At 45.9% G+C, this 23,251-nt stretch carries 16 protein-coding genes; 7 read left to right on the forward strand and 9 right to left on the reverse strand.

Features of this window, described 5'->3' with window-relative positions:
- The first annotated feature begins 84 nt into the window (after nt 1-84).
- The 3 genes from B050_RS0105120 to B050_RS0105130 all read left to right on the forward strand — a co-directional run bounded on the left by B050_RS0105120 (nt 85) and on the right by B050_RS0105130 (nt 2,388).
- A complete protein-coding gene (locus B050_RS0105120) occupies nt 85-753 on the forward strand; it encodes a GIN domain-containing protein (RefSeq protein ID WP_018472816.1) in 669 nt (222 codons plus the stop codon).
- Between the two features lie 259 nt (nt 754-1,012).
- Nucleotides 1,013-1,672 (forward strand): ROK family protein, encoded by a 660-nt coding sequence (locus tag B050_RS0105125; RefSeq protein ID WP_026235651.1) that lies wholly within the window; start codon nt 1,013-1,015, stop codon nt 1,670-1,672.
- Nucleotides 1,673-1,731: 59 nt separating this feature from the next.
- Nucleotides 1,732-2,388 carry a DUF2306 domain-containing protein gene (locus tag B050_RS0105130; RefSeq protein WP_018472818.1) on the forward strand — a complete coding sequence of 219 codons (657 nt, stop codon included), beginning with the start codon at nt 1,732-1,734 and terminating at the stop codon, nt 2,386-2,388.
- Nucleotides 2,389-2,420: 32 nt separating this feature from the next.
- Here B050_RS0105130 and B050_RS0105135 read toward each other — a convergent pair whose 3' ends face one another.
- The 4 genes from B050_RS0105135 to B050_RS0105150 form a co-directional block, all read right to left on the reverse strand.
- Complete coding sequence (locus B050_RS0105135) at nt 2,421-2,831, reverse strand: DUF7009 family protein (RefSeq protein WP_018472819.1); 411 nt, start codon at nt 2,829-2,831, stop codon at nt 2,421-2,423.
- A gap of 1 nt (nt 2,832) precedes the next feature.
- Nucleotides 2,833-4,260, reverse strand: coding sequence for a rubredoxin (locus tag B050_RS0105140; RefSeq protein WP_018472820.1), 1,428 nt, complete (start codon nt 4,258-4,260; stop codon nt 2,833-2,835).
- Between the two features lie 87 nt (nt 4,261-4,347).
- Entirely contained in the window at nt 4,348-7,869 is a 3,522-nt protein-coding gene (locus B050_RS0105145; protein WP_018472821.1) for a nitrate reductase, read from the reverse strand.
- A gap of 16 nt (nt 7,870-7,885) precedes the next feature.
- Nucleotides 7,886-9,241 carry an MFS transporter gene (locus B050_RS0105150; RefSeq protein WP_026235652.1) on the reverse strand — a complete coding sequence of 452 codons (1,356 nt, stop codon included), beginning with the start codon at nt 9,239-9,241 and terminating at the stop codon, nt 7,886-7,888.
- Between the two features lie 826 nt (nt 9,242-10,067).
- Here B050_RS0105150 and B050_RS0105155 point away from each other — a divergent pair.
- Nucleotides 10,068-10,754 carry a DUF2461 domain-containing protein gene (locus B050_RS0105155; protein ID WP_018472824.1) on the forward strand — a complete coding sequence of 229 codons (687 nt, stop codon included), beginning with the start codon at nt 10,068-10,070 and terminating at the stop codon, nt 10,752-10,754.
- Here B050_RS0105155 and B050_RS0105160 read toward each other — a convergent pair.
- The 5 genes from B050_RS0105160 to B050_RS0105180 form a co-directional block, all read right to left on the reverse strand.
- Nucleotides 10,751-11,575, reverse strand: coding sequence for a Cof-type HAD-IIB family hydrolase (locus B050_RS0105160; protein WP_018472825.1), 825 nt, complete (start codon nt 11,573-11,575; stop codon nt 10,751-10,753). The two genes, B050_RS0105155 and B050_RS0105160, sit on opposite strands and share 4 nt — an antisense overlap.
- Before the next feature lie 10 nt (nt 11,576-11,585).
- Nucleotides 11,586-11,855 (reverse strand): hypothetical protein, encoded by a 270-nt coding sequence (locus B050_RS0105165; protein WP_018472826.1) that lies wholly within the window; start codon nt 11,853-11,855, stop codon nt 11,586-11,588.
- A 25-nt stretch (nt 11,856-11,880) separates the two neighbouring features.
- Nucleotides 11,881-12,303, reverse strand: a complete 423-nt coding sequence (locus tag B050_RS0105170; RefSeq protein WP_018472827.1) for a hypothetical protein — start codon at nt 12,301-12,303, stop codon at nt 11,881-11,883.
- A gap of 87 nt (nt 12,304-12,390) precedes the next feature.
- A complete protein-coding gene (locus B050_RS0105175) occupies nt 12,391-13,413 on the reverse strand; it encodes a PorP/SprF family type IX secretion system membrane protein (RefSeq protein ID WP_018472828.1) in 1,023 nt (340 codons plus the stop codon).
- Nucleotides 13,410-18,350 carry a T9SS C-terminal target domain-containing protein gene (locus B050_RS0105180; protein WP_018472829.1) on the reverse strand — a complete coding sequence of 1,647 codons (4,941 nt, stop codon included), beginning with the start codon at nt 18,348-18,350 and terminating at the stop codon, nt 13,410-13,412. The genes B050_RS0105175 and B050_RS0105180 overlap by 4 nt, the downstream gene beginning before the upstream one ends.
- A gap of 240 nt (nt 18,351-18,590) precedes the next feature.
- Here B050_RS0105180 and B050_RS0105185 point away from each other — a divergent pair, with 240 nt between their 5' ends.
- The 3 genes from B050_RS0105185 (at nt 18,591) to B050_RS22830 (ending at nt 23,242) form a co-directional block, all read left to right on the forward strand.
- Complete coding sequence (locus tag B050_RS0105185; RefSeq protein ID WP_018472830.1) at nt 18,591-20,762, forward strand: FUSC family membrane protein; 2,172 nt, start codon at nt 18,591-18,593, stop codon at nt 20,760-20,762.
- Between the two features lie 72 nt (nt 20,763-20,834).
- Nucleotides 20,835-21,911, forward strand: coding sequence for a Gfo/Idh/MocA family protein (locus B050_RS0105190; protein WP_018472831.1), 1,077 nt, complete (start codon nt 20,835-20,837; stop codon nt 21,909-21,911).
- Nucleotides 21,912-22,228: 317 nt separating this feature from the next.
- The gene (locus B050_RS22830) at nt 22,229-23,242 is read left to right on the forward strand and encodes a FecR family protein (protein ID WP_169336244.1); all 1,014 of its coding nucleotides are present in this window, start codon (nt 22,229-22,231) and stop codon (nt 23,240-23,242) included.
- The last annotated feature ends 9 nt before the right edge of the window (nt 23,243-23,251 follow it).

Consider the following 23,251-nt stretch of genomic DNA (forward strand, 5'->3'; position numbering starts at 1 on the left):
TAATGAATACAGGTTCCCAGCTACCTATTAGGGTATGGCCCAGGGGCCAAAGTGGATTGATATTCAACAGAAAATTGTATTAAGATGAGAAATTACTTTATTTATTCAGCCGTTTTGATAATCAGCTTATTTACGGCCTGTACAGATGATGGCCTTTGTATCCGCGGTGATGGGGAGCTAAGGGAATATGAACTTGATGTAGCTGACTTTGATGAGATTGTGCTCACTGGGCCCGTGGACCTCACCATTATCCAGGGCGAGACCTCTTCGGTCAAGGTGCTCGCAGAAAGCCAGTTGATGGAGGTGATGGAGTATGAGGTGCGTGGAGGGGAATTGTCCATTGGGTTTAAGGGGAAGTTTCGTTGCCTAAATACCAATAAAGGGGTGCGGGTCATCGCCACCGTGGCTGAGTTGGAGAAGGTGAGTATCGATGGTGACAGCCATATAGACAATGAAGGTGCGCTCCACTTAGATGATTTTACGATAGATTGCGACGGAGTTGGGGATGTGCGATTGACCGGCACGGTTCGTAGGCAATACTTATTGGTGAATGGAAAAATCGACGTAGACAATTTTGAGTTATTATCTTCGGAAACCTTCATCGAGGTAAATGGAAAAGGGGATTTTGACTTGTCATGTGCGGACCAACTTACCATAGAGGTCAATGGAAAGGCTGAGGTGAATTATATTGGTTCGCCTCAGATCAGCAAGGATGTAAATGGTTTATTGAATTTGAATAAGGTGCATAATTAAGCGGTGGGAAAATGAAATTGCCCATTCTAAAAACATTAATTCTTGCTAATCCAATAAATATAGATATATAATGAAATTGGACGGAGGAATAGTGAACCTCTTTTTCGGCCAAGGCTGGAGGAGAGGTTTTATTATTTAGGCATCAGCAGATTGGTTTTAATCTGGTTTTTGGCGGAGCTGCTGGAAACAAATTAAAGAATTGGTCTTCAAATCTACATTAAGCCGTGGATTTTTCATTGGACTTATTATCTTTGGTTATATGAAAATTCTTGTAATAGATATAGGAGGTTCAAACATCAAGATTTTGGCCTCAGGTGCTGAGGAAAGGATCAAAATACCTTCTGGTAGTGACTTTTCTCCTGAAGAAATGATACCCTTAGTAAAGAAGGAAGCCTCCAAATGGGAGTATGACCATGTTAGCATAGGCTTTCCAGGTATCGTCAAAAACAATAAAATTCTCACCGAACCCGTGAATCTGGGGGAAGGCTGGCAGACTTATGATTTCAATGCAGCCTTTGGCTGCCCGGTGAAGATTATCAATGACGCTGCGATGCAGGCTCTAGGCAGCTATGAAGGCAAGAAGCTGCTTTTTATGGGGCTGGGTACGGGTTTAGGTACCGCAATGGTCGTCAATGATAGCATTATCCCAATGGAATCTGCGCATCTTCCTTACCGCAAAGCCACTTTTGAGGCTTATGTGGGTAAGGCTTATTTCTTTAATCACGGCGCTAAGAAATGGGAAAAGCACGTACACAAGGCTGTCGAGTATTTTTTCAGAGCTTTCCAACCCGATGAAATTGTGCTTGGTGGAGGAAACTCCAAGGAGCTAGAGGTCATCCCCGACGGTTGCAGGCTAGGTTCCAATAAAAATGCTTTTGCGGGCGGATTTCGACTCTGGGAAGAGGAATTTAAGGTATAAGTAAAGAGTAGGGCAATAGGGCAGGAAGTTTAGTTAGTGTTCCAATTAATTTGAAGTAAATGGAAACGATCAGTCTAACCAAAATTTTAATTTTCTTCCATGCTGGTTTCGGCGCCCTTGCGCTATTTTCAGGAGGTATAGCCTTGTTTGCAAAGAAAGGGCAAAAGCTCCATCGGGGGACTGGTAGGATTTTCTTTTATGCCATGCTTACTTCGGCGCTCACTGCCCTATTGATCGCCGTACTTCCGGGACATCAAAATGCTTTCTTGTTTTCAATTGGCGTATTTAGCCTTTACTTTTTGATTAGTGGCTTTAGAAGTGTGAAGTATAGAATCCAAGGAAGTAATCTTCTGGGAGATTATATACTAGCAATTATGGTGATGATTACCGGGCTGTCGATGATCCTCATACCCCTGCTATTTTATGGGGTGTTCAATATTGTACTAGGGGTATTTGGAATAGTCAGCTTAATTTTTGGCTTTAGGGATCTGAAAATGCTGCAAAAACCAGGAGAGCTACAGGCGAACTGGATGAAATTACACTTAGGAAAAATGACTGGTGGCTATATCGCTGCGGTATCCGCTTTTTTGGTAGTCAATCAGGTTTTGCCATGGCTGTGGAATTGGATTGTGCCCAGCCTATTGGGTAGCGTATATATCAGCTACTGGATGGTGCAGGTAAATGCTAAAAATAAACGTGCACTTCCTCCCGTTTAAGGGATGAGTAATGCAGCTTGTCTAATAATCTATTATTCTGTGTCCTTTTCTTTAGCATAGTCATCCAATGATTTTGGATTGGGAAAACTATCACTTTCATCCTCATCGGGACGTTTATGGAGACATTGGAAGTCCTTTTCGATGAGTACCAGGTTTTCCCCTTCGGTATCTTCATATTGGACCGATCGGATGCTCACATCCTCCTCCGACATCGCCCATTTTTCACCTTGCTTGCTGGGAATCGTCACCTCCAGATTTCCATCATAAAAAGCTGCATGCACCTCTTGTATTTCCTCATCAGGAATAAGGCTGTATCGGAAGGCGGAGGTATTGCTTGGTCCGATTTTGAGGTCTTCATATACGGCCTTTCCTTGCCCGATATCATTGACCTCAGTTTGGGAAAGCCGTAGGCGGATCGAATTATTATTTATTCTTAGTTTCATATTAAGTGATCAGTTTAAAAGCCGATTTTGGACTTTCACATACCGGACATGCATAGCTGTCTGGCAGTTTCAAAAAAGAAGTTCCTGCTGAGATCTCTGACTCAGCATCACCATACTGCTCATCGTAGATGGTCAGGCAGTTGGCACATTGGTACTTCCGGTGGGTCCTTGGCAGTTTTTCCTTTTCTGTTTCACTGCTTTCCTGAGGTTTCTGAGCTTCCAATTGATCGTAATACTTATAGCTCAACTCGATTAGTAGTGGTGGAATCGTGTCCAAGGGTACCCGCTTTGCATAATAAAAATACTCAGAAAAATTGGGGTTGAAATCTTTTGAGTAAAGAATATTGAAATATTCTGGTTCTTCAGGTTTTTCCTTGGCGGCTTTTTCAATGGCGACGGAGGTAAAAAGAGCCATATGCTTTGTCTTGATGGAGAAGCTAAGTCCATAGGTGCTGATGTCTTGCTTGTCCAGGGCCCGCACAAGGTAGTTTTTGATGTCCAATGCCTCCTCATCCAGTACTGGAAGGTGCCAATTTAGTTCCAAGGAGCTGTGACGAATATTGATGCCATATTTTCCCAATAGCTTTTCCCAGCTCAGTCGGTCTTTTTCGGCGATGCCACGGACGATGATAGACTTCCAGGGAGTAAGAGAGATTTTGCCAATGTTCGTCTCGATACATAATTCGCAAAGTGCCCTTAGAAAATTGATAGCGAATTTATTATTCCTCCAGTATAGCCCTAGCCAATATTTCCCTCCAACGATCCTATTCATTCCCTCGTAATAGGGCGAATTGCTTTCTGGGAAATCTAATTCCTGCTCCTGCATGACCGTGTTTGGAGCGGTGATGCTCTTTGCTTTTTCATAGATCTCCTCGTATTTCAGGCCACTTTGAATAGGGTTTATCTCCTCGATCACCTTAGAGATTCTTGCCAGGTCATATCCGTAGATCAGGTCTGGAGCGCACCAAGGCTTGGTGTCTATCTCCGAAAACCGCAGGTATAGGTACCAATAGTTGTCCTGTGAGGATGCTACAAAATTAATATTTCCGGTAAATACAGGAACCAGACTTTGGACGGGATCGGTAATATTGATCTTAAGCTTTGGTAAATAATCAAAGGTATCAAGAATATAATGATAGGTATGTGAGGCCAGCCAGTGGGTGGTTGGCATAACGTCTAATGCCGTATAAGAGGTGACGATATTGTGGTATTCCTCCCCGTCGGTATCGTAAGCGGTGTTGATCGCCTTGAAAGTTTCGTCCAGGGTTTCGAGGTTTTTGTCCTTTACAGGGAATAGAATATCCTGCCTGGAGCCGAGGTGAATATAGTTAGTGCCAAGCCTGTTGGCGGTATTGATGGTCTTGAGGAAATCTCCGGGGGATATGATTCCTCCTTTTATAAATACTCGTACAAGGTCAGCTTTTTGCATTTTTGTCAGCGTTAGACACTATAAAGTTATCCATTTACCCTGAAAGAAATACAGGAATAGTAAAGGGATTTTTGATCAATTGAGTTTTTAGACTTTTACTAGGGCGGGCATGGTGGTGTCCAGGATGTTTTTTACCTCAGGCTTGCAGCTTCCGCAGCCTAGGCCAGCGCCGGTTTGTTGGCAGAGTTGTCGGAAATCCTGACATCCGCCTTCGATGGCCTTGGTGATATTACCATGACCGACATTGCCGCAGGAGCAGACCATTTCTCCAAGCATTGGCTCCTGATTGGATTGGCCTCGTAGCAGTTCCTGTCGTTTCTTAGAGAGCTCTGTTCGCTCTTCGATCAGGCTTTTGAATTCGGCAAACTCCGACTTGTCGCCCATCAATATTGCGCCGACAAGGCGATCCTGATGAACTATGCATTTTTTGTAATAGGTCTGAGCGGTGTCGATAAGCAGTATTTCCTCATATCCTTCGCCATTGGCAGGGATTTCCGGAATACCAATGGAGCAGAGATCAAGTTCTGCAAATTTCAATATATTCATGGGCACGGAGCCTTTGTATAAGCTCAGCAGGTCGCCGGTGATATAGCGAGCAGCGATGTCCGCCTGCATTTCTGCTGCAGCGGTGATGCCGTTTAGCTTGCCTTGATGCTCGGCTATTTCTCCCATCGCATAGATGGCAGGGTCGCTGGTCTGGAGGTAGTCATTTACCTTTATTCCGCGACCACATACCAAGCCTGCAGATTTTGCCAGCTCCATATTTGGTCGCGTTCCGATCGCTAGAACCACCGCATTGCAGGTGATTTCCTGGCCGCCTTTGAGGCTTATTTTGACTGTTTTGTCTGCTTCACGGCTGTCCAGATGAGCGATTTGGTTATTCATAAATAACTTTACGCCCATTTCTTCGATTTTCTCTCTTAGCAGGGAGCTCGCCATTGGATCCAGCTGCCGCTCCATCAGTCGGGAACCTAGCTGTACGATGGTCACACCAACGTTTATTTCTCGCAAGGCTGCCGCTAATTCTAAGCCTAACAGTCCTCCGCCTGCGATCAATACTTCCCCTTGGTAGTTTAAGTATTCCTTCAGCTTGTCCGCATCTAAGCGGCTGCGCATGGTGAAGGTTCCAGGAAGATGCATGGGCATATCCGGCGGAATAAAAGCCCTGCTTCCAGTCGCCAGAATAAGCGTGTCATAGTGATGCACCCTGCCTTTTTCGTCCGTCACCGTCTTATTGGACCGGTCTATGGACTCTATGCCGTTTTGGATGAAGAGATGAATATTCAATTTGTTCATCTCCTCCTCAGACTTGAATTTCAATAGATCCTCCCAGACTTTATGCCTATTGACATAGTCAGGAAGGAGCACACGGTTATAGAAAGGGTGTTTTTCTTTGGAGAATACATGTATTTCATCCTCCTCGTTTAGCTCCCTATAGGTGTTTATAAATCGGTAGGCCGCTGCACCAGCGCCCACAATAATTATTTTCTGTTTTGGTTTACGGTATTTTTCTACCTGCACCGCGGAGAATTTGAAGTCAGGTTGTTTAGAGACTGGGTCGATGCCGTTTCCTGTGAGGTTATTGGCTCGTGATAGGTCATTCTGAAGAATTTTGCCCCAGTGCATGGGGAGGAAAACCACCCCGGCATTGATATTGGTGGTGATCTGGGCATGCACACGGACCTCGCCGCGCTTGCCAGTGATCAGTACGGTGTCGCCCTCCTTAATATTTCTACGCTGGGCATCCTCGGGATGAATTTCAAGGAATGGGCTGGCGATATGTTTATTTAGTTTAGAGACCTTTCCTGTGCGTGTCATGGTATGCCACTGGTCTCTGATCCTTCCGGTGGTGAGGATTAGTGGGAAGTCGGTATCCGTAAGTTCGGTTTTGTTTTTTGGGCCGGAGGCCAAAATCTGAGCTCTTCCATTAGGAGTGTGAAACTTATGATCGGTAAATAAGCGTGGCGTTCCTTCAGGATTCAGGCCTGTAAAAGGCCATTGAACGGTGCCCACCTGCTTGAGATGAGCATAGGTCAGTGCCGAAATGTCAATATTAGTGCCTTTGGTCAGCTGGCAATATTCCTGATATACCTCTGCCATGGAGGCATGATCAAATCCCCCAAAGCCCATTTTTTTGGCGAAGCGGATGAGGATCTCGGCATCAGGTAGAGCCTCTCCCGGTGCCGGGGTGAATTTTGGTAGGTAGCTGATTCGCCGCTCCGAATTGGTCATGGTGCCTTCCTTCTCCCCCCAGCCTGCAGCTGGCAGGACTAGATCGGCGTAGGGGATAGCTGCGGCCTTGGTGGAGATGTCCTGGACCACCACAAATTTCGCTTTCTTCAAGGCATTTTCTACTCTGCGCGCGTCAGGCATGCTGACTAGTGGGTTGGTACAGATGATCCATACCGCCTTGATACTTCCCTCTTCCAGGCCTTCAAAGATCTGCGTGGCTGTTTTTCCAGCTTGCTCAGGGAGTTTGTCCACGCCCCAGAAGTCAGCGACTTCCTGGCGGTGTTCAGGATTATTGAGGCTTCGGTGAGAAGCGAGCAGGGTGGCCATTCCACCTACCTCACGGCCTCCCATGGCATTTGGCTGGCCGGTAAGGCTGAAAGGCCCCGCGCCAGGTTTTCCAATCTGGCCAGTGATTAGGTTAAGGTCGATTAAGGCTAAGTTCTTGTTTACCCCTTCGGTACTTTGGTTTAGCCCCATGGCCCACATGGTGATGAATCCTTTGGCATCGCCGATATAGCTGGCAGCCAAAAGGATATCTGTGGTGGACACTCCGCAAATGGCGGCGGATTCTTCCAAGCTGGTTTCCATTACCAGATCCCGATAGGCTTCGAAGCCATCTGAGTGGTTTTTGATAAAATCTACATCGATATCCCCTTGCTCAATAAGACCTCTTCCTATGGCCAGGTACAGGGCTTCATCGGTGCCCGGGTTGATCTGCAGGTGGAGATCCGCAAGGGAGCAGCTTTGAGTCACCCGTGGATCCACCACGATGATCTTGGTGTTGGGGTTTTCTTCTTTATGCTTTTCTACTCTTCGCCATAATATGGGGTGGCACCAAGCGGGATTGGCACCAGCCACCATAAAACAGTCTGCTAATTCGATGTCATCATAGGCGATAGGAACAGAGTCCTCGCCCAAGGTCTTGATATATCCCATCACCGCCGAGCTCATGCACAGCCGCGAGTTGGTGTCTATATTATTGGTTTGCAGGTAGCCTTTAGAGAGTTTGTTTACCAGATAATACTCCTCGGTGAGGCATTGGCCGGAAACGTAAAAAGCCACGGCATCAGGGCCGTGCTTTTTGATGATGGATTGGAATACCGCCGCAGCACGCTGCATAGCCGTATCCCAATCCACTCTCTCTAATGGATGTGATTTTCCCCACCTCATCTGCGGATGAGTAAGTCTGTCAGATTGGTCTCTCACCACATAGTGGAGATTCATGCCTTTGGAGCATAGCATGCCCTTGTTTACAGGATGCTCAGGATCTCCTTCTACAGATACCTGCCCTTTTTTGTCCTTATGGACGATGATGCCGCAGCCTACACCGCAATAGGAACAGGTACTTTTGAAGCTTTCTGGTTTGACCGTTGACATAGACTTGGGATTTTTATTAGTTCTTTGCGTATTCTGGTTGTAATTCTTTGCTTGAAAGGGAAGCCTCAAGCTCTGTTTTAGCTATTTTTTCATCTGCTGCGGAGAATCTCACCAATAAGGCCGAGGCGCTAATGGCAGTCACTGCCAAGCCTAATACAGTAAGGGCTTCACCATAAGAAACACCCTCCATCTTGAATAAGAATCCAGCCATCACTGCTCCTGCATTTCCTCCTGCTCCCACGATCCCAGAGATGGTGCCGATCGCTTTCTTATTGATGAATGGCACGACGCTGAAAGTAGCTCCTTCTGCCATCTGAACGAACAGGCTGAACAGAATCATGGTACCTATCGCCAATGGAAGGGCCGTCATCTGGGCAAATAATACCAAGGCCAGACCTTCTATCAGCAATACCGCTCCTAAGAATCCTACCCGGCCTTTTAAGCCCCATTTAATACCTGCCTTGTCTCCAAACATTCCGCCTAGGGATCGAGCAAACAGGTTCATTAAGCCAAATAAGCCTGCAATTAGCCCTGCTGTCTTAAGGTCCAATTGGAAGAAATCATGGTAATAGATGGCTGCCACGTTATTGATCGTCAGCTCAATGCCAAAGCATGCTCCATAAATCAGGAATAATGCCCATACTCGATGGTCGGAGATGGCTGCCTTAAAAGCGCCCTGGCTATCTGCCTTTTTCTTCTTTTTATAATCCAAATCTGCCTTGCTCAGGTCAGCAATATTGCCCTCAGGAAAATCCGTGGTCCATTTATAGTAAGCTATACCGCAAAGGATCATAGCTATTCCCGGAATTACCATCGCATATCTCCACGACGCGGAATCCAGGAATCCAAGAGAAACGAATAAGGCAAAAATCATTGGCATGACCATCTGTGTCACCCCTCCACCCAGGTTGCCCCAGCCTGCAGAAGTGGCATTTGCCGTGCCCACTATATTCGGTGCAAACATCACGGAGGTATGGTACTGTGTGATCACAAAGGACGCTCCTATCACGCCTATCGCAAGTCTGAAAAGTAAAAAGGTCTCATAACTATTGCTGAGCCCAATAAACATCACTGGTAGGGAGCCCAAAATGAGCAAATAGGTATAGGTGATCCGTGGACCAATCTTATCCACCAGCCAGCCAATCATAAGTCTGGCAATTACCGTGATGGATACTGATGCTATAATGATATTGCCAATCTGAGACTTGGTCAAGTCCAGCTCGTCACGCACCACCGCCATCAATGGGGCTATGCCAAACCAGCCAAAAAAACATAAAAAGAAGGCAAACCAGGACAGATGGAATGCCCTCATCTGTGGTGATTTGAAATCCAATAAATTAATGGACGTTGCTTTGCTTGGTGTTTGTTTCATGATAATTCCATTTTAAAGGTTGGACATTTGCTTGTGGTTATGTGAAGGGCTGGTCTCCAATGAAAAAAGCAAAGGAGCTGGATCTAATCCAGAACCCCCTTACCTTAGTTATTAATCAGTCAACCAGTCTATAATCATACTTTTGATGTTTTTTACGTAAAAATACGTTCGTTTTTAACCCTGTTATTTCAGTATAGAAGCTTAATCTCATATAAGCCCCTTGTTTATGCATGCTAAGGTAAGTAAAAAATATTAATTAAGTAAAATTACGTATAAATAATACGTAAAATATTTTAGTGTTACGTAGTTTTTGTATTTCCTGATCTTCCTATTGCAAGCGCATAGATCCATGACAAATCGGTTTAGTCAATGGGTTTTGGCTTTAAATGACTGATTGTTATTTAGATAAAAGGCCTTTTGATTTTCTGAGAGAACAAAAAAGAATACTGAGAAGACTTAAGAAGGCCTTCTAACCGCTGCTTTAGCTCTTTTAATTTCCTTAGTTTGGATTGATACATTGATCCCCGCTTTTTTGCTGCTGTTGAGGCTTCGGGTACGATAGTGGATAAGTTGTAGATGGTTAAATTGATGAGGGCAAGAATTAATTTGGATGAAAAAGGAGGGTCTAAGTGTAAGAGGGGAGGGAATCAAAAATTATAAGCAAATAGGGAAATCATTTATTAGTGCATTTAGTTATGGTAGGCATAGATACTTTTGGTTCCTATTAGTTTCTTTGGGAAGGAACTTGGTCTGGAATATGCTTACAAAGGATATAACCGAAAATAATAGGACATAAAAACGTTTAAAAGCTCAAATAATACTACCTATGAATAAGGACACAATCGAATTTTTGCAGCAATTATCTGAAAACAATTCCAAGGAATGGATGGTAGAAAACCGCGCTTGGTATGAGCAAACAAGGAATGGGTTTTTGCTGATGGTAGGTGATTTATTGGATGAATTGCTAATGATAAATCCTGGACTTCAGGGTTTGAGGCCAAAGGATTGTACTTATCGCCAGAACCGTGATGTACGATTTAGTGCCAATAAAAACCCTTATAAAATCAATATGGGGGCTTATTTTTCCCCGCAGGGAAAGAAATCACCCTTTCCCGGGTACTACCTGCACGTGGAGCCAGGAGCTTGTTTTTTGGCTGGAGGGCTGAGGATGCCGGATGCTGAGACGCTGAAAAAAATCCGCCAGGAGATAGATTATTCTGGAGAAGAGCTGCAGGCTATACTTCATGAGCCTGAATTCCGAAAGGCTTTTGGGCCGCTGTCCGGGCCGCAGTTGAAGACTTCCCCAAAGGGCTATGAGAAGGATCACCAGTATATTGACCTGCTGCGGTTCAAGGGGTTTTTGGTGCGACATCCATTGACTGATGAGCAGGTATTGTCTGATCAGCTTATTCCTACTTGTATGGAGTATTTCCAGAAAATGAATGGATTCATTGGTTTCCTAAACCGAGCGGTGCAGGACCACGAAAGCGGTGAGGGCCTGCTGGGGGCTTAATCTCCCAGCAGATGTTTTTCGATCATCATGGCCACACCATCTTCCTTATTAGTGGCAGTGATTTCGTCCGCCACGGCTTTTACCTCCTCGCGGGCATTGCTTACGGCTACGCCATACCCTACCTCTTTTAGCAATTCTATGTCATTATAGTTGTCGCCAAAAGCGATAACTTCCGATAAGCTGATATCATACTTTAGGGCTAGCAACTGCTTTAGGGCGCTGGCTTTGGAGATTGATTTGGGAGCGATTTCCAGATAGGTGTCCTTGGACCGGTACAGGTGCAGGTCTTCATTTTTGGTCTGCTTTAGTTGCTGGTACAGGCGATCCATCTGATCTGCCGGACCCATGCACATGACCTTATGTGCTCCTGCTTTGCGGGAATGCCAGTCCTCATGGACAGCGCCCCAAGCTTTTATCACGGGCTGCACTTTGGTACTGGTGATTTCTTTTTGTGTCCAGGCATCGTCCTGGGGAGCATACCATTCGTCTTCAAAATAGAGGCTGGTATGTATATCTGATCCGGCCGTAAGGCTGGTAATATGATCACAGGTTTCCAAAGGGATCTTGACCGTGTCGAGTAGCTCCAGGCCATTGTCTCCATAGTGAATGACAAAACCTCCATTATAGCAGATCATTGGATTATCGAGTCGGTTCATGGTGGCTTGTAAATGCCGCATGGCGCTAGGCATGCGGGAGGAGGCCAAAATGATCGGGAAGTCTGCTGGTAATTGTTTTATGGCTGATAGGGTCCGGGGGGATATTTCACGGTTTTTGTCCAGAAATGTCCCATCAATATCAGTACAAAGTGCTCTATACTTCATGCGTATTTTTTTAATAATCATAGTGACTCAGGTCACTATTGAGTAGGATCATCGGGATGATGACGAATAAGATAAGGGAAGCGACCCCCATAATCGCATAGATGATTAAGGCCGCTTTGGCGTAAGTTTTCTTATGGATATTCGTAGTACTACCCGAAGCCCAGATGATCAGGGAGATGATCCCTACCATGGGAATTGCCGAAATTAGAAGAGTGACAATCCATTCTCCCAAGGTCATGGGCTGCTGATGAGGAGGGAAATAGGGGACTTGATTTTCCATAAGGATGCTAGCGTTTGGGGTTATGCTAATTGTCTATAAGCTCATTGACTTTGAATAAATATTGACTTTGGTAAATTGCCTGGTTTGGATTAGACTCTTGAGTTTTGATGATAAAGACCTCTATTTGGTCATAGTCTTCATTCTCTGAGGTCTTGATATAGGTTTGGGCGCACTGACGTGCAATATTAGCTTCGTTCTTATATAAATCCTCAATCTGCCCATCAAAAAGCCGGATTTCTATCTTACTATAGCTGCTGTCCTTATCGGTATGTGAGGAATGGTTGATGCTGATGCGCTGAAACTCGCCAACGGCTTTGACCTCCTCCATGCCCTTAAACAAGCTTGAGGAAGCTACCCATTCCATTATCCGCTCAGGATCGCAACTGCAGCCGGAAAGGCTGAGATTGATAATAATCAATACGATACTAAGCAAGGTCCACCTTTTCATGTTTTATCGCTTTTAGTCAAAAGTAAAGGATAAATCACTAAGATTCCAATGGATACCGATATTTGCCAATGATATTGGAGATGTATTTTACATCATATAGTGAAAGCATTTGTTGATTCGGGACTTTTGTCCTCTGCTTTTAGGATCACCCCAGAGAAACATATACCGGATGGAAACCTCATGGGCACCCTTGGCTTGCTGCCCGATGGGCGAAAGCATGAAATCATAACTGTAGCCAATTACCAATCCTGTATCCAACTTCACCCCAAGCAGAAAAATGATAGATTCCTGGTTAGACACCTCCGGCTGACTCGGGAATCCCCGGTATCCTAGCCCTCCGATAAAACTGCCATAAAGCATTTGCATCCCTAAATCCAGCTGCTGGTAGGCCCCCTGCGTTTTATAATTGGCCTGCAAAGTCAGCTGATTATCATAGTCCGTACCCCACCAATTATTGGTTCCTAAAGGGAAAGAGTATCCCCCGTGGAGAGACCATTTTACAGGCAGAAGACTTTCCCCATTTCCGGGAAAGAAACTTAGGTTGGGCTGGTTGATATGATGCGCTGATAATCCGATAAAGAATGATTCGCCACTCATTAGGGTCCCAAAGGATAAGTCGAGATAGGTATAAGGCGAGAAATCCGGGATATTATCCTGTGTATCTGGATTTATCGTTTGAGAAAAAAGATCAATTTGATCCCCAAATACAAGCCGGTCCAGTCGGGCACTTCTTCTCACCACGGCCGATTGGCCGCCAAATCGTATCGAAAAATCAGTGCTTACCTCAAGCTTATAGCTATAAAAAAGAGATACTTCACTGGTATTAATATTCTGATTGCTTTCCTGAAAGGAATTGGCCGAAATGCCGAAGCCGCTGTTCATGTCAATGCTATAATGATCAAAATAAGCACTGTAAGCCGTAAAGTCATTGGAAAGTCCAGGCCACTGCTTTCGGTAATTGGCCCCGGCACGGCTGAGTTCCGTCGCCCCTGTCATGGCCGGATTGAGGTAGAGTGGGGCAGCATAAAATTGGCTGAACTGAAAGTCCTGTCCTCTTAAAGGGCTATATAGGCTTAATCCGATTAATATGAAAAGTAGTTTTTCTCTCATCGCAGTAGAATAAATACATCAGAAAGCGTCTTTTGGCGGCCATCCAGTGTGGTGTAATTAAGCTTATAAACATAATTTCCCGTAAGGGCAGGACTTGCATTGCTCATCCCGTCCCATCCTGGAGAACTTATATCATTGGTGTAAAACACCGTTTCTCCCCATTTATTCAAGACCCAAAACTCCAGCTTCTCCACCAAAATAAATTTCGGGAAGTAGAAGTCATTTAATCCATCGCCATTAGGACTGAAGGCATTTGGCATGGCTAAGTAATGGTCCGTCACCAGAACCTGCGTCTGTCGGGAGGTTTGGCAGCCATACCGATCAGTAAGATTCAATTGCACCTGGTAAGTGCCCGGACTTTGGTAGGCATGGGTCGCATTGGCTTCCGTGCTGGAGCTTCCATCCCCAAAATCCCAGAAATAAGCCACGATATCCCCGGAAGAAAGACTGGTAAACTGAATATCAAAATTCACCATATGTGAGTTGTACTCCACCAGCTGATCAGAAGTCACCTCCAGGTCAATGATAGTTTGGGGATTACTGATGGTGAAAGACGAGGATAATGAGCAACCTTGACTGTCTGTAACTACGGCGGTATAAAGCCCTGAATCTGTCGTCTGGATGGACAATCCATCAGGAGATAGCTCACCACCAGACCAGCTAACCGAATAGGGTGGCAAGCCTCCAGAAAGGAATAACTCTATTTTTTCGGTCACTACAGTAGGCATGCAGCTGACCTCAATTGTTCTCACCGAAGTCACTTGAATGGCCTCCGGTCGTTTGACTTCCATTTGAGCTAAAACCTGACAGCCGGAAGCATCGGTAACTTCTGCCGCGTATTGACCGGCAGGAAGGTCTTGGAGGGACTGCCCGGTAGCCCCATTAGACCAGCTGATAGTATAGGGAGGTCTGCCTCCGGAGATCCCAAGGTTGATGGCGCCACTTTGAGGGTTATTGCAGTCCAGGGCATCGCTCACCTGAGGCTCTAAGCTGAGTAGGGCTGGCTCCACTATGGAGAACTCTTCCCGAAGGGTACATCCTCCGGCTTCCTCAATGGTGACGGAGTAGATACCTGCAGCAAGATTATTGAGCGACTCCACTTCCGGTCCATGATCCCATCGGATGGTATATCCCTGTCCTCCCTGAAGAAGGTTCAGTTGTATGCTTCCATTTTGCTCCCCAAAGCAGGAAATCTGCGTTATTTCAGGATTAATTTCAAAGGCCGGGGCATTTTCAATGATTATTTCTTCATACTTAATACAACCAATCGCATCGGTGACGCTAAGGCCATAGGTGCCTGCGGACAGGTCGGTGAACTCCGTCAGGGAGGAACCAAAATCCCAGGCTATCACGTAAGGGCCCACGCCCCCCGTAATCTCCAGCTGTAAGCTTCCATCGTTCGCATTATAGCAGGACAGATCCGTTTTTTGATAGCCAATAACCAATTCCTCCTCCGGTTCGGTAAGGACGATAGATTCCAGGCTTATAAAACAATTATTGCCCTTCGACACCTGTACCTCATAGCTGCCTGCGGGGAGGTTGGTGGGGTTTTGGGCGGTGCTAGGGTAGGGGCTGCCCTCCAGAAACCACTGAAATACAAATGGGATATTGGGATTGCCGCCTGTTGCATCAAGGGTAATCGCTCCCGTGCTTTCTCCTTTACACACCAGGCCCACTGTGCCGGCGAGGCTGAGCTCAATGGGTGGAGGAGCGGCCAGCTGGTAAGTCGCAGAAAAGCTGCAGCCATATTCATCTGTTATGGACAAGGTGTAATCTCCAGGACCTATATTATCCAAATTCAAGGAGCTAGACTGGAAATTGTCCGGCCCCTCCCATAGCACAGTATAATTGCCACTTCCCCCGGAGGGGCTAATGGTAATCTGGCCATCCAGGCCACCATCACAGGAGATGGCGAAGCCGGCATAATCGGATAGGTCGGCGGTCACCGTGATTTCGGGATTTATGATGAGTGTATGACTTGCGGTAGGTACTGGGCATTCCCCCAAGCTAGGGTTTTCACTATAGATCGTGTATATAACTTCTATGGGGCTTTGGCTTGTGTTTATTAAGGTTTGGCTGGGAATAGAGCTGGTGTTTCCTGCGCTTATGAGGCCTGTGACATCACCATTGCTTGTAGCTTCCCAGGTGAAGGATCCGCCAGCGACAGAGCTGGAGAAGCGCACCTCTTCTGAGCTATTGCCTGAGCAGATGGTTTGAGATGGGAGGTCCACGCTGAGTATAGCCGAAGGACGGACAGTCACAGAAACAGTAAATGGTGGCAATATACAATTTTGATAAATAGGCCTTATCTCATATATCGCCTGACTGAGGCTGTTTCCGGGGTTAAGGAGGTTCTGAGTAAAAGAGGATTGCGCAATATTGCTGCTCGTGGCTCCTTCGAGATTTCCTGAGGATAGGAGCTCCCAAGTATAAGAGTACTCAGCAGAATGTCCCTGCGGAACAATATCTATGAGATCCCCATTACATATAGTCATATCGACATCCTCAAAGGTGATACCCGGCAATACCGTAATGGTGTAAATGGCAGGCTGGAGGTCACAGACCAGCAAATTGCTATCCGTGATGATGGCGGTATAGGTCACCTCGATGGGGGCATTGGTGAGGTTTATAAGGGTTTGAGTGGGGATGGTTGTTGTCCCTGTACCTGCAGCACCTGTCACCTCCCCAGCGGAGGAGCTCCAGGAGAGAGTGACCTCAGCGTCCGAGCTGATAGTGATGAGCTCAGAAGTTTCTCCGGAGCAGATCGTTTGATTTTCACCCGAAAATATAATTTGTGGTGCGGGCTTCACAATGACGCTTACCGTGTCCTGAGAGGAGCAGCCGGTATTCAGGTCGGTAACGAATAAGGTGTAAAGCGTGGTGCTAAGAGGTCTTACCGTGGGGCTGCTGGTGGTGGCGTCGCTGATAGGAGAGCTGGTGCTGCTGGTCCAGCGGATTTGATAGTCTCCCTCATCGGGTAAGCTGGCTTGCAATACTGACTCATCCCCAAGGCAAACTGTGCTTACTTCTCCTGCGTCTATCACTGGAGGTGGGTAATAGAAAAAGCGTATGGTTTCCGTGGTGATGCCACAGGTGGAACTGACTTCCAGGCTGATGACTTTTTCTCCAGGACTATCAAAATTTATTTCCCCTGGATCCAAGCTGGTGGAGCTGGCGATATCTGCCCCTTCAAAGGTCCATAGATAGCTGGCCTCCATCGGCGAGCAGCTTTGAACGTTGGCGGTGGGGATGAGGGTGGTGGGCTCACAGATGTTACTTATAGGATTGATGACGACACTTGGTTCTGCATAGACTTCGAGCTGCTCTTCGGTGGTAAATATACCACAGGAGGTACGCAGCTGAAGGTTGATCGTGTATATCCCCGGATTGGTGAAAAGCATGAAGGGATTTTCACTGTTTTGATTACTGCCATCGGTAAATTCCCAGTTGCTGGAATTGCCGCAGAAATTCCCTTGATAAGCCACCGACCAAGTATATACGGGGTCCTCGCCGCAGCTCGTATCCACGATGGAAGTATTGGTGAGGGCTATGGGCAAGGGACCACAACCCGCTGCTTGACTCAGTTCGAAGTCCGGCTGAGGGATTTCAGTGACACAGATAGTTTTGACTTCTTCATTAATGCCACATCGGTTTCCAGTAATGAGCCGTATCGTGTAGGTTCCGGGTTCTGAGAAAACAGGTACAATTACATCGGAGCCGTTCAGCCATGTATTTGGGTTGTCTGGGGTAAAAGGGTTTCCGAGGTCACCAGTTTGCAGTTCCCAGCCTGTTTCCGGGGTGATTTCCCAGGTGAATTTACCCAGATCTGTACATTGGCCATTATTACTGACTTCTCCACCAAAGATCGTGGTGTTTACGATATTGACCGGGCTCTCCACGCATACAGGGTCTTCGGGAGCAGTAAATTCTGGATCGGGAATTTCGGATACATAAATAGGCGAGACCACTGCTGAGGAGGCGGAGCATGGGTTGACAGCGGTAATACTTACTGAATAGGAGTTGGGGAAGCTGCCACTATTAATCCCACAGGAAGACTCTATAAAGGTATGCGTAACCTCTAATGGGGGAGGGTGATTATACGTTTCTTCTGGCGATCCGTCGGAATAGCTCACCACATACATGGTTCCCTCAGGGTTGTTTTCGGTACCAGTGATGGGGAATGAAAGGGTTTGGCCTCCGCACACGTTGGTATTTCCAGGGTTGGCCAGCCCCACGGCCGGATTTGAGCCCACAAACACCCCGAATTCCTTCGTGGCCGGGCAGCCATTAGGCCCAGTGACGGTATAGACTAGGTTATATACTCCCATCGCGTAGGAGTGATTAAGCTCTTCCCAGTCAGTTCCTGTAAATGAGGGACTGCCATCTCCCCAGTCCAGCGTATAGGAGGTATTGCTGTCTTTGGTTGTGGAATTATTGATAAATGTGAATTCTGAGTCCTCTGATTCACAAGTGATGATGTATTCCAGATCATCAAAGGTGGTACCGTTTTGTTCGCTAGTGAGGATTAATGATGGTGCTTGAGTAAGGGTGATTTCCTGTGTGTAAGTATCTGAGTTACCTTCCATGTCGGTCGCTGTGAGGCTTACCACAAAGGTCTCCTGGTCCACTCCTGCGCTGCCAATAAAGGTATGACTGGGATTTGGCTCTGTGGAACTATTGGCAGAATTGGAGTTCGGATCTCCAAAATTCCATAGGTAGGTTAGGTCATCACCCACCGAGGTATTCGTGAAGAGAATGGGCGCTTGGGCACATGCCACCGTTTGATCATAATCGAAGGAGGCACTTGCTGCAAACTCACTTTCGGAACCGGAGAGGAAGACGAAATGGAGTGTGTTATTTGGATTGAGAGCATAGCCAATGAGGACAGTACCAGCCATCATCAGGAAAATAAAAAATGCTATGCGAAATTTACTCATAAGGAGGTGATATGGCTGAGTATTTGGTTATTATTACGATGATTAATATAGGCTTTTATAATGAAATGAGGAATTAATCCTTGCAAAATTTATTGTGTGAATAGCATAAAATATTATTTGAATGGAATCGAATGAGTGGCGTAAAATGATAGTTGGGGATGGAAATAAGTAATATTTGCTTAAAAAAGTAAAGCGAATGAGAGCAGCATTTCTTAAATTGAACAGCCACTAAGTATAGCTATGCCATTTTTAAAATTAAGTTCAATCAAGAGTTTTCTATTAGGTCAATATTTTGCTGATGGACTAAAGATGACCTTGGGAGTATTGTCTCCAGCGGTGATTTTTAGTTTGCTGGGTGATGTGCGAATAGGGGTGAGTATGTCTTTAGGGGCTTTCTTGGTGAGTATTGCTGACAGCACGGGGCCCATCGCCCACCGTCGTACAGGAATGCTTTCGGCCTGCTTCTTCGTGTTTTTTAGCGCCTTGGTAACTGGCCTGACCAATGTCTCCCCGTATTTTCTGGCGATTCAGATTCCAATATTTTGCTTTGTATTTGCGATGTTTTCGGTGTACGGAGCTAGAGCCGCTTCGGTGGGAGCGGGAGCGCTGCTAGCAATGGCCATATCCATGGATCCCTTGAAAACCCAGGCAGCTTTTTGGCTGTATGCGCTGCTGGTGCTCATGGGTGGATTATGGTACACGGTGCTGAGTCTGACGCTTATGGAGATTCGCCCGTATCGTGTCGCCCAGCAGGCTTTAGGAGAGTGTGTCTTGAAGTTAGCAGACTTTATTTCTCAAAAAGCAGACTTCTACAAGGAGGGAATAAATGTGGAAGATAATTTCCGCCGGCTAGCTAGCACCCAGATTCTAGTTCATGAGCATCAGGATACCGTCCGCGAAATGCTCTACAAAACTCGTATTAAAGTCGGGGAATCCATAAAATCTGGACAGCTATTATTGGTGATCTTCGTGGATACCGTGGATATCTTTGAGCAGGTGATGTCCACGCATTATGATTATGGACAGCTAAAGGAGCGCTTTGGAAAGTATCCTTTACTTAAGGAGTTTGGCTGGGCGATTCAGGACCTTGCTGACAAACTTAGAAGGCTGGGATATGCGCTGATCAACAACGAAAAACCCGGGAAATTTCCTCCCTCTGAGGATCAGATGGATAAATTGAAGGGTGGCATTGAGGAATTGGAAAGGCAGGGGATTAAATGCCTGATGCTTAGAAAAATCTTTGCCAATATCAGCGCTATCAGTAGTAGGGTGGAGAATATCTATAATTATTTCTATGAGGAGAAGCTGACTTTTATCTCAGAAACCAGAGAAAATAGCCTCACCAAATTTGTTAGCAGGCAGGAGTTTTCATGGAAAATTATGCAGGATAATTTAAGCTTGGACTCCAGCGTATTTCGCCATGGAATTAGACTTGCCGTGACCTGCCTGCTGGGATTTTTTGTGTCCATGCAGATGTCTTTGGGTTCTCATAGTTATTGGGTGATCTTGACCATATTGGTCATCCTCAGGCCCGGTTATAGCCTTACCAAAAAAAGAAATACCCAACGGATGCTAGGGACTGTGGCAGGTGGAGTGACGGGGGTGTTGATCTTGTATTTCGTGCCGGATTTTACGATACGGTTTATTTTTTTGATACTATTTATGATTCTTGCCTATTCGTTTTTACGGACTAGGTATTTTCTGGCGGTGCTGTTCATGACGCCATTTATATTTATTGTCTATGCGCTACTGTATCCTGAGTCCGATTTCATGATTGTCCAGGAGCGAATCCTGGATACTTTCGTGGGTTCAGGATTAGCGTATCTGGCCAGTATATATTTCTTGCCCAGCTGGGAATATGGAGGATTCCGTCAGCGCGAAATCGCCGCTGTTCAGGGCAGTTTAGCCTATTTTTCGCAGTTGGTGAGCCGGTTTGACACGGAGCCTTTTGATGAGCTTGCTTATAGACTGGCTCGCAAAAGGATGTACCTGAAATCCGCCAATCTGGCCGCTTCTTTTCAGCGGATGCTGGACGAGCCGGCAAAGCAACAGAAAAATAAGGAAGCCCTACATCAGTTTGTGGTGCTAAATCATATCCTGAATTCATATTTCTCCACCCTCTCGGCAAGTTTGTCCCGGGAGGATGTGGTGCTCTCTGCCCATGAGCAAATAGTCGCCATTAAGCGATCCAGAAATTACCTGCTGCGTGCCCTTGAGCACTTGGGAGATGATAGCGGAGAAGCATTTGATTTTTCTATATTAGAAAATGAAGCTACCTTATTGAAGTCTGCTCAGGATGCAGAGGTAAATCTCCTTACGGAGCAATTGCAATTGATCCAAAAAACCTGCTCTGATATCGAAAAACTATGTAGAAAGCTGGGAGTACAAAATGGACAGATGGCCAATAATTAACGATAAACCCAAATAATGATGAAAATGCATTGCTTTTTTTCTCCGAGTACCCACAGTTTATTATGCTGTCTTATGATTTATTTTGGGGCAACTTCCATTCTTCAAGCACAAGAAAAGAAAAGTTTCGCGGTGGTGGGGCTTTCCCATGGACATAGCCCTTGGTTTTTTGAATGGGGAAAGACCGCAGATATGTCTTTGGCAGCTGTATATGAGCCTAATTTGGACCTGGTGGAGCACTTTCAGCAACGCTATGAGCTACTAGATTCTGTATTCTACACTGATCTTCAGGAAATGTTGGAGCAGACTAAGCCAGATGGAATTCTAGTGTTTGGAGCGGTTAAGCACCACCTGGAGGCCGTAGAAGCTGCCGCTCCATTGGGGATACATGTGATGGTGGAGAAGCCCCTGGCGGCGAATTTGGCGGATGCACAGAAAATGGCCGCATTGGCAGAAAAACACCATATCCAGCTCCTAGTGAATTATGAGACCTCCTGGTATGCCAGCACCTCTGCGGCCCTTCGGCGATTTGAGGAAGAGGAAGGAATGGGCCAGATCAGAAAGATGGTTTTTCATCATGGTCACGAGGGCCCAATGGAGATTGGGGTAGGGAAGGAATTTTTAGACTGGCTCACCGATCCCGTTCTCAATGGAGGCGGTGCCCTGATGGATTTTGGCTGCTATGGGGCGAATATCATGACAAGTTTGATGCATGGAGAGCGCCCCCAATCCGTGACGGCTATTACGAGAACCTATAAGCCGGAAGTCTATCCAAAAGTAGAAGACGAGGCCACCATCATAGTAGATTACCCTGCGGCTCAAGGTATAATCCAGGCTTCATGGAACTGGCCATATGGTCGCAAAGACATGGAAATCTATGCTCAATATGGTTATATGATTACCGAAGACGCCATTCATTATAGACTGCGCCAACATAAGGCGCCTGAACAGGAAGCTATAGCAGAGGAGGTCCGGGAAGGATTGATTCCTAATCCTTTTGAATATTTCCGCTTGGTAATAAGTAATGAATATACCCAGGAATCCTTTAGCCCCTATACCTTGGAGAATAACCTTATGGTGATGGAGATCCTTGAGGCAGCCAAACGATCTGCCAAATTGGGTCAGAAGGTGTACCTAGATAAGGAGCCTTAGGTTTTCCAGAATTTTTCCCTACTAAATAACTAATAGCTTATTGGAGAGGAAATGCAGTGTTTTTTTTGTTTTCCCTTCTTTAGTTTCGATTTATTGAAGGACCATTTTTATTAGCCCAAAAAATTTTTTTGAAAAATAATATGGGAGCAAAGGGGGGAGGCGAGAATAAATAGAGTCATAGATAAAGGAGGCTACTTATAGGCCAATGATTTTTCGCTTTTAAGAAGATAAGCGTACGTCCCACAGGAAGCATGGTACTGTTTGGCAAGCAGGTCTTACTGATTCTATTCGCTGGAAGTTTAAGCTTGATTTTGTATATGGGAAATAAAGAAGAGCTGCTTTTTAAGATCCTAGCCGGTGAGGCGAGCGAGGAGGAAATCCATGCCTGTGAGGAATGGCGTAAAGAAGCTGTGGAAAACGAACAGGAATTTCTACTTTTTGAGAGGTTATGGAAAAGCTCCACGGTTCAGCACAGGCCGGTGAAGGAAAAGGTTTGGCAGTCTATTTATTCAGAGATAAGTCCACTTCCTAGCAAGGCAAAGTTGGAAGTAAATGATTCTCGTCACGTATGGTGGAAGGCGATTGCTGCTGTATTTGTGGTGGTGATCATCGCGGGGGCCTTACTCCTAAAGCCCGGTCCAAGTGCAGTGCTTAAGACTCCCGAGGCAGAAGCCATAGTATGGGAGTCGAAAAGCACCAGTGCAGGCCAAAAACTAACCTTATCTCTTCCTGATGGCAGCTTGGTGAAATTAAATTCCCGCTCCCAGCTGCGGTACCAACGGGGATTTAAGTCGGGAAGCCGCGAAGTTTTTTTGGATGGCGAGGCTTTTTTTAATGTCAAGTCAGACACCCTACATCCATTTACGGTGAATGCAGGAGGCTTAAGGACAAGGGTTCTCGGCACCTCCTTCAATGTAAACAGTTTTAGCGGGGCTCAGCAGAGCTCAGTGGCAGTGGTGACTGGTTTGGTGGAGGTTCAGACCAACTATAATTCGGCACTTATTAAGTTACATCCTTCGGAAATGGCTGTGTTACAAGTTGATTCAAGCCTGGTCAAGACCTCCTATGACGCCGATATAGTTATAGGCTGGAAGGAGGGACGTTTGGGATTTGAGCGGGCGGATTTTGATGAGGTGATTAGAGAATTATCAGATTGGTATGGGGTTCATTTTGTTTTGGACGCTTACCGCATTAATAAGCAGCGATATACGGGTTCTTATGTAGATGAGCCTTTGGACAGGGTATTGGAAGGCATGGCTTTTACCTTTCAGTTTGATTATTCGATTAGGGCAGATACAGTGTTTTTGTCAGCAGTAAAGAAACCATTCTAATGGAATTAA

This window comes from Echinicola pacifica DSM 19836, assembly GCF_000373245.1.
Classification (GTDB): Bacteria; Bacteroidota; Bacteroidia; order Cytophagales; family Cyclobacteriaceae; genus Echinicola; species Echinicola pacifica.

Bases quoted from the DNA above. Each gene is read 5' to 3' on its own strand.
- B050_RS0105120 (WP_018472816.1), top strand. From the start codon at position 85: ATGAGAAATTACTTTATTTATTCAGCCGTTTTGATAATCAGCTTATTT.
- B050_RS0105125 (WP_026235651.1), top strand. From the start codon at position 1,013: ATGAAAATTCTTGTAATAGATATAGGAGGTTCAAACATCAAGATTTTG.
- B050_RS0105130 (WP_018472818.1), top strand. From the start codon at position 1,732: ATGGAAACGATCAGTCTAACCAAAATTTTAATTTTCTTCCATGCTGGT.
- B050_RS0105135 (WP_018472819.1), bottom strand. From the start codon at position 2,831: ATGAAACTAAGAATAAATAATAATTCGATCCGCCTACGGCTTTCCCAA.
- B050_RS0105140 (WP_018472820.1), bottom strand. From the start codon at position 4,260: ATGCAAAAAGCTGACCTTGTACGAGTATTTATAAAAGGAGGAATCATA.
- B050_RS0105145 (WP_018472821.1), bottom strand. From the start codon at position 7,869: ATGTCAACGGTCAAACCAGAAAGCTTCAAAAGTACCTGTTCCTATTGC.
- B050_RS0105150 (WP_026235652.1), bottom strand. From the start codon at position 9,241: ATGAAACAAACACCAAGCAAAGCAACGTCCATTAATTTATTGGATTTC.
- B050_RS0105155 (WP_018472824.1), top strand. From the start codon at position 10,068: ATGAATAAGGACACAATCGAATTTTTGCAGCAATTATCTGAAAACAAT.
- B050_RS0105160 (WP_018472825.1), bottom strand. From the start codon at position 11,575: ATGAAGTATAGAGCACTTTGTACTGATATTGATGGGACATTTCTGGAC.
- B050_RS0105165 (WP_018472826.1), bottom strand. From the start codon at position 11,855: ATGGAAAATCAAGTCCCCTATTTCCCTCCTCATCAGCAGCCCATGACC.
- B050_RS0105170 (WP_018472827.1), bottom strand. From the start codon at position 12,303: ATGAAAAGGTGGACCTTGCTTAGTATCGTATTGATTATTATCAATCTC.
- B050_RS0105175 (WP_018472828.1), bottom strand. From the start codon at position 13,413: ATGAGAGAAAAACTACTTTTCATATTAATCGGATTAAGCCTATATAGC.
- B050_RS0105180 (WP_018472829.1), bottom strand. From the start codon at position 18,350: ATGAGTAAATTTCGCATAGCATTTTTTATTTTCCTGATGATGGCTGGT.
- B050_RS0105185 (WP_018472830.1), top strand. From the start codon at position 18,591: ATGCCATTTTTAAAATTAAGTTCAATCAAGAGTTTTCTATTAGGTCAA.
- B050_RS0105190 (WP_018472831.1), top strand. From the start codon at position 20,835: ATGATTTATTTTGGGGCAACTTCCATTCTTCAAGCACAAGAAAAGAAA.
- B050_RS22830 (WP_169336244.1), top strand. From the start codon at position 22,229: ATGGGAAATAAAGAAGAGCTGCTTTTTAAGATCCTAGCCGGTGAGGCG.